We start from the raw sequence: 6,463 nt of genomic DNA on the forward strand, positions 1-6,463 counted from the left end.
GATCGCGGACGGACACGGAAAAGCCATTGGTTTCGCTCTGGCACCCGGACAGGCCCATGAACTGCCACTGGCGCCAGCCATGCTCGACGATCTCCCCTCTGTTCCCCTGTGGGTCGTGGCGGACAAAGGCTACGCGTCAGACGCCTTTCGTGAACGGATATGGGACATGGGAGCCCGACCGGCCATTCCCGCGAAACGACGCGATGCGCCGGTCGCCTGTCCCAAATGGGCCTATCGATGCCGACATCTTGTGGAGAACCTCTGGGCTCGTCTCAAGGAATGGCGCGCTGTCGCAACCAGATACGAAAAAACAGCAACCTCGTTCCTCGCGGTCATCCACATCGCTGCCGCCGCAGACTGGATCAAGTGCTAACAGGCCCTAGTTCCCAATCTGGCCGAGCAAGTGTAACTACAAAATGATGTAGCGCGTCTGCAGTATATATGAGTCTTTTACGATTTGACGTAATAATAAACGCCATCATGCCTGGGGTATGACCAAATGCACGAATGGCACGAATCCCAGGCATGATTTCCTGTTCATTATCAAAAAACGAGACACGATCCTCAATAGCCTTCAGATGACGTTGTGCACCGAGGATCGCGGCGCGTGCCATGTCATCACCAAAGGGGCTCGAAATTTTGACATTTGGGGCGGTCCAGAAATCCCACTCTTCTTTGCTGATCATATAGTGCGCGTTAGGAAAAACATGCTCGCCTGTCCGCGTTATCGTTCCAAAAATATGATCCGGGTGCGCATGGGAAACGAGCACGATATCTATTTCGGAAGCTTTTACTCCAGCATTGGCCAGATGTTTTACGAGCAAACCCGCACTTGGCCCTAAACTATCACCGCATCCATTATCGATGAGAACCTTCTTCCCATTCCCTTCTATAAGTAACGTATTGATATGCGTGTATGCAGTGTCAGATGACAGAAATTTCTTTCGTAGCATGGTGTCAAATTCCTGACTGTCCGCCTTCGGCGCAAGTGCTGCCTGAGGATCATCAAATACGAGGAAGCCATCACTTACCGAAGTGACTGTGAGATTCCCCAAAGAGAAGCTGTAAAATCCTTGTCCCTGATGGAAACGGGACGCATACTGGCTCGAATTCGATGTGGACATGCTACGACTTTCATCTGGATTCTATATGTGATCCGAAAATCCGACGATCTCATATAGTTAAAAAAATGCCTTCGCCGTTATCGTAGTGAGTTCCACATTTTTCCAAACGTGTAAGATCTGCCATATTGAAACTTAAAAAATCACGTGCAACGCTGTCGCTTTAGCGACCGCCTGAGTAATATTACTAGCATTCAGCACTGAACGGGCACTAACTAGATGCGCACGTACAGCTCGTTCTGTGATACCGATAATCATTGCTGTTTCTGAAGCAGTTTTTCCAAGAGATGCCCATTTCAGGCATTGCTTCTGCCGCGCCGTTAATGCCACTTCAGCTTGCGGAAAATGGCCGATGGCAAGGACATTTTCATGTAACTCACGCGCTAACTGAATAAATTGGGCCTGTAATGAAACGCAGGTGGATTTCCATTGCTCTGGCCTTTCAAGGCTGGAAAAACAGACCATCGCCAGGTTTACGAGGGGGCCTCTCAATGGGACAACAAAACCGCTTCTAAAAATACCTCGCTCTGCAGCATGTAAACGCAATTCTCTCGATTTCGCATATGGTGATGATATATCAGAGAATAATGCAGGTTTCAGAGAACCAAGGCCATAGCTAACTACCGGATCAACATGGATATATTCCTGCTGATGATAATAATCTAGCCATTCTTTAGGAAACGTTGTTAGACAGAATGGGACATCAAGATCAACTGAAAGTATACATCCTGATACATATGTTATATCTGTGCCAGTAATATTTTTTAAATAATAAATTTTATTAATAAGATCATTTATAGAGAACGATTCATTGCGCATTTTTTTATACTTATATTGTGGAAAATTATCCCGCAACGTTGCCATCTATTTTTTGATGCAAGATTTCACCTACTCTATACAGATACGGTCAGACTTCTAGATACGAACAACATCACCTATCACAGATGGCAGCGGCTCAGATATTGTAGCATGAGATATACATAATGTCGGCTTCATGGGGCCGGCCTTAGTCAATTAAATGTCTGACTTGAAGGCGGAAGCCGACATGGAGGCATCGCTCCGTCATGCAAAACTACCCGCAAGCCATTCCCTGAGCTTCGACCACCGCCGCCGCCCGCCCTGGTTGCGCACAGCGATGGCAAGCGCCTTCTTCTGCCCCACCAATACGACGAGCTTCCTTCCCCGTGTCACGCCGGTATAGAGCAGGTTCCGCGCCAGCATGGCGTAGTGCTGGGTCACCAGCGGGATCACCACCGCCGGGTATTCCGATCCCTGGCTCTTGTGGATGGTGGTGGCGTAGGCCAGCACCAGTTCGTCCAACTCGCCGAAGCCATAAACGACATCCCGACCATCGAATGAGACCGTCAGTTCGCCCTCTTCCACATTGATCCTGCCGATAACGCCGAGGTCTCCATTGAAGACATCCCGGTCATAATCGTTGGCGATCTGCATCACCTTGTCGCCCGGACCATAGGTCCAGCCGAACCGCTCGACCTTCACCTCGTCCGGCGGGTTCAGCGCCTGCTGCAATTCGATATTCAGCGACCGCGCCCCAAGGCCACCCCGGTTCATCGGGCAAAGCACCTGCACGTCGCGAACAGGGTCCAGCCCGAACCGCGCCGGGATGCGATCCCTCACTACGGCCAGCAACTTGCGCAGCCCGACCTCGGGCTCGGCCGCCTCCACGAAGTAGAAATCCGATCCCTTTTCCGCGCTCAGTTCGGGCATCCTGCCCTCGTTGATCCGATGCGCATTGGTGATGATGCGGCTCTGTGCCGCCTGACGGAACACCTCGGTCAGCCGCACCACAGGGACAGCGCCGGAGTCGATGATGTCGGCCAGCACCTGTCCCGGTCCAACAGAAGGCAACTGGTCCACATCGCCGACGATCAGCAACGCGGCGTTGTCGGGCAACGCGCGCAGCAGGGAGCGCATCAGCAGCACGTCCATCATGCTGGCCTCGTCCACGACCAGCAGATCGCAGGTCAGCGGGTTGGTATCGTCCCGTTTGAAACTGCCGTTGGCCGGATCGGTCTCCAGCAGGCGGTGGATGGTCTTGCCCTCCAGCCCCGTGCTTTCCGACAGGCGCTTCGCCGCGCGACCCGTCGGGGCGCAAAGCTGCACATCCGTGCCCTTGGCCGTCACGATCTTGAGAATGGCATTGACCAGCGTGGTCTTGCCGACGCCAGGACCGCCGGTAATCACCAGCACCTTGCTGTGCAGGGCAAGACGCACTGCTTCCTGCTGGCTGGGGGCCAGAGCCAGCCCGGTCTTGCCTTCCACCCAGGTCATGGCCTTTTCAGCGTCGATGTCAGGCCAGAGTGGACGGCCAATGGCACAGGCGCGCAACCGCTCGGCGATGCTCTGCTCGGCACGATAGAGACCAGCCAGGAAGATACAGCCCGTATCGCCCACGCTGTCGGCCACCACGTCGCCCGCTTCCAGTTCCAGCGCGAGGGCCATCTCGATCAGAGGGGTGGCGACCTCCAGCAGTTCGGCGGTACTGGTCAGCAACTCTCCCACAGGCAGACCGCAATGCCCTTCATCCATGGCCTCGCCAAGCGCATAGGAGATCCCTGCCCGCACCCGGATCATTGCGTCGGGTGCGATCCCCATCTTCCGGGCAATCTGGTCAGCGGTTTTGAAGCCGATCCCCCGAATATCCTTCGCCAGCCGATACGGGTTCTCACTGATAAGTTGGACCGCGTCCTGCCCGTAGGTTTTGAAGATCCGGACAGCCCGCGAGGTGCCGACGCCGTTGCTGTGCAGAAACAGCATGATCTCGCGGATCACCTTCTGGTCCGCCCAACCGGCGACGATCCGTTCGGCACGCTTGGGGCCGATGCCCGTCACCTCCCGCAGGCGTCCAGGTTCCTGCTCGATCAGATCGAACACCGCCTCGCCGAACGCTTTCACCAGCTTCTTCGCGTAGACCGGACCGATGCCCCGGATCATGCCAGAGCCAAGATAGCGCTCGATCCCCTCAACCGTGGTCGGCGGACTGGCTTTGAGAAACTCCGCCTTGAACTGCAACCCGTGGGTGTGGTCGTTGAACCAGCGCCCCGACATCTGCACGAACTCGCCTGCCGAGATCATTGCGGCATGGCCGACAACGGTGACCAGATCGCGCTGCCCCCGCACCTTCACCCGCAGGACGCAGAAGCCGTTCTCGGCGTTGTGGAACGTCACCCGCTCCACGAGGCCAGCCAGCGCTTCCGTGGGCGAAGAGTCGATGGCGCGCCCGCTCATCCGACCTGCCGGAAGAACGGCACTCCCGTATCGTTCATGACTCGCCCTCCCCTTCCGTGATGCCGCCGTAAGCCAATATTTGTACGACGCGCCGCTATCCGGGACTACCCATAACTACGATTCCGCACTCTGGAGCACGTGCATGCACGCCTTCTCGTATTACCGTTTTCCATTGAAATAACAGTCATCTGCCCGGATCGTGTGTCTGTTTTCCTTGCCTTACGGTCGGAAGAGAGCGACGATGACGGACAGACCCAGCCAGTCCATTGCCCCGGCATATCGGCCGCCAGAGCCCGAGTTGCGGCTCATCCTGCGCCCCAATGCCCCCGACCCGCGCCTTGTGGCGTTCGTCCGCCTCATGGCCCGTCGTGCGGCACGGGACTGGTTCCGGTCGCAGCAACAGGAGCAGCGCCGCCGCTCCGGACCGTAAGGGATACCTCACCATGAAGGTCGCGCTCTACGCCCGCTATTCCTCCGACAACCAGCGCGACGCCTCGATCGCCGACCAGCTTCGCGTCTGCCGCACCCACGCGGAGAAACAGGGCTGGACCATCGTCGAGGAGTATACCGACCACGCCATTTCTGGCGCATCGCTGATGCGGCCCGGCATCCAGGCGCTGATCGCCGATGCGCAGCGCGGACGGTTCCAGATCGTGCTGGCCGAGGCGATGGACCGCCTTTCCCGCGACCAGGAAGATATCGCCGGCGTCTTCAAGCGCATGAACTATGCCGGTGTGCGGATTGTCACCCTTTCCGAGGGTGAGGTCTCTCACCTCCATGTCGGCCTCAAGGGCACAATGAACGCGCTGTTCCTGAAGGACCTGGCTGAGAAGACCCATCGCGGCCTGCGCGGGCGGGTGGAACAGGGCAAGTCGGGCGGCGGCAACGCCTACGGCTATGACGTGGTGCGCAGGCTCGACGCCAATGGCGAGCCCATCCGGGGCGACCGGACCATCAACGTGGTAGAAGCAGAGGTCGTCCGTCGCATCTTCCGTGACTTCGCGGCAGGTCTGGGACCGCGCGCGATTGCCTTCCGTCTTAATGACGAAGGCATTTCAGCCCCAGGCAGCGGCGCCTGGGGCTTCTCGACCATCACCGGCAACCGCGCACGGGGCACCGGCATCCTCAATAATGAGATGTACGTGGGCAAGCTGGTGTGGAACCGGCAGCGCTTCATCAAGGACCCCGATACCGGCAAGCGCCAGGCCCGCCCCAACCCGGACTCCGAATGGGTAATCCAGGAGGTGCCGGAGTTACGGATCGTCGATCAGGATCTGTGGGAAGCGGTCAAGGCGCGGCAGGCCAGCGTCAGCGCCAGCCGGGACACGCGCGATACATCATCGCCCGATCATTTCCGCGAGAAGCGCCGTCCCCGCTATCTCTTCTCCGGCCTGAGCAAATGCGGCTGCTGCGGTGGCGGCTATTCGATGATCTCCGGCACCTTGCTCGGCTGCTCGACGGCGCGCAACAAGGGCACCTGCGACAACCGGACCAATATGCGCCGCGAGGAACTGGAAAGGCGCGTCCTCAACGCGCTCCGCCAGCATCTCATGGACCCGGACCTGTTCGCGGAGTTCTGCACGGCGTTCACAGACGAGATGAACCGACTGCGCATGGAGGCGTCCGCCGACATCGGCGCGGCTGAGTCAGAACTGAAGCGGGTCGAGCGCGACATCCAGCGCCTGATGGATCTCTACCTCTCGGAAGCCATCTCAATCGAAACGGTCAAGGAGCGCGGCTCCAAGCTCGAGGCCCGCAAGGCGGAGCTGACGGAGTTCCTCGCGACTGCCGAGGCACCCCCGCCCCTGCTCCATCCCCAGATGGCGGAATTCTACCACCGGCAACTCGCGCGCCGGCACGACATGCTGCATTCCGAGCTGGACGAGAAGCGCCAGGAGGCGGCCGAGGTGATCCGCTCTCTGATCGAGGCGATCATCCTCACGCCGTCCGACAAGGGCCTCCAGATCAATGTCCGGGGCGATCTCGCGGGCATTCTGATGGTGGCATCAGGCGGACAAACGAAAACCCCAGCCCGTTTCCGGACTGGGGTTCGTGATGCGTTCGCATCGCAAGTTCAGATGGTTGCGGGGGCA

The 6,463-nt window shown here is 58.0% G+C and carries 6 protein-coding genes; 3 read left to right on the forward strand and 3 right to left on the reverse strand.

The genetic code is table 11. The features are described from left to right. On the forward strand, positions 1–373 hold a 373-nt coding region (locus GEU01_RS18805; RefSeq protein WP_019085529.1), incomplete at its 5' end, for an IS5 family transposase. Here the strand turns inward: GEU01_RS18805 and GEU01_RS24970 are convergent. The 3 genes from GEU01_RS24970 to recD2 all read right to left on the reverse strand — a co-directional run bounded on the left by GEU01_RS24970 (position 363) and on the right by recD2 (position 4,370). After that, positions 363–1,124, reverse strand: coding sequence for an MBL fold metallo-hydrolase (locus tag GEU01_RS24970; RefSeq protein ID WP_081500021.1), 762 nt, complete (start codon positions 1,122–1,124; stop codon positions 363–365). The genes GEU01_RS18805 and GEU01_RS24970 overlap by 11 nt on opposite strands. A 132-nt stretch (positions 1,125–1,256) precedes the next feature. Continuing rightward, the gene (locus tag GEU01_RS24975; RefSeq protein WP_081500022.1) at positions 1,257–1,985 is read right to left on the reverse strand and encodes a helix-turn-helix transcriptional regulator; all 729 of its coding nucleotides are present in this window, start codon (positions 1,983–1,985) and stop codon (positions 1,257–1,259) included. Positions 1,986–2,183: 198 nt separating this feature from the next. Then, a complete protein-coding gene (gene recD2, locus GEU01_RS18815) occupies positions 2,184–4,370 on the reverse strand; it encodes an SF1B family DNA helicase RecD2 (RefSeq protein WP_019087304.1) in 2,187 nt (728 codons plus the stop codon). 241 nt (positions 4,371–4,611) lie between these two features. On the opposite strand from recD2, the gene GEU01_RS24980 reads away from it, so the two are divergent. Further along, positions 4,612–4,800 carry a hypothetical protein gene (locus tag GEU01_RS24980; protein WP_081500023.1) on the forward strand — a complete coding sequence of 63 codons (189 nt, stop codon included), beginning with the start codon at positions 4,612–4,614 and terminating at the stop codon, positions 4,798–4,800. A gap of 13 nt (positions 4,801–4,813) precedes the next feature. Next, positions 4,814–6,463 (forward strand): recombinase family protein (locus tag GEU01_RS18820; protein ID WP_019087305.1); only part of this gene is annotated, 1,650 nt, incomplete at its 3' end.

Origin of the sequence: Komagataeibacter europaeus LMG 18890 (genome assembly GCF_000285295.1) — a bacterium.
GTDB classification, from domain to species: Bacteria; Pseudomonadota; Alphaproteobacteria; order Acetobacterales; family Acetobacteraceae; genus Komagataeibacter; species Komagataeibacter europaeus.

Bases quoted from the DNA above. Each gene is read 5' to 3' on its own strand.
- GEU01_RS24980 (WP_081500023.1), top strand. From the start codon at position 4,612: ATGACGGACAGACCCAGCCAGTCCATTGCCCCGGCATATCGGCCGCCA.
- recD2 (WP_019087304.1), bottom strand. From the start codon at position 4,370: ATGAGCGGGCGCGCCATCGACTCTTCGCCCACGGAAGCGCTGGCTGGC.
- GEU01_RS24975 (WP_081500022.1), bottom strand. From the start codon at position 1,985: ATGGCAACGTTGCGGGATAATTTTCCACAATATAAGTATAAAAAAATG.
- GEU01_RS24970 (WP_081500021.1), bottom strand. From the start codon at position 1,124: ATGTCCACATCGAATTCGAGCCAGTATGCGTCCCGTTTCCATCAGGGA.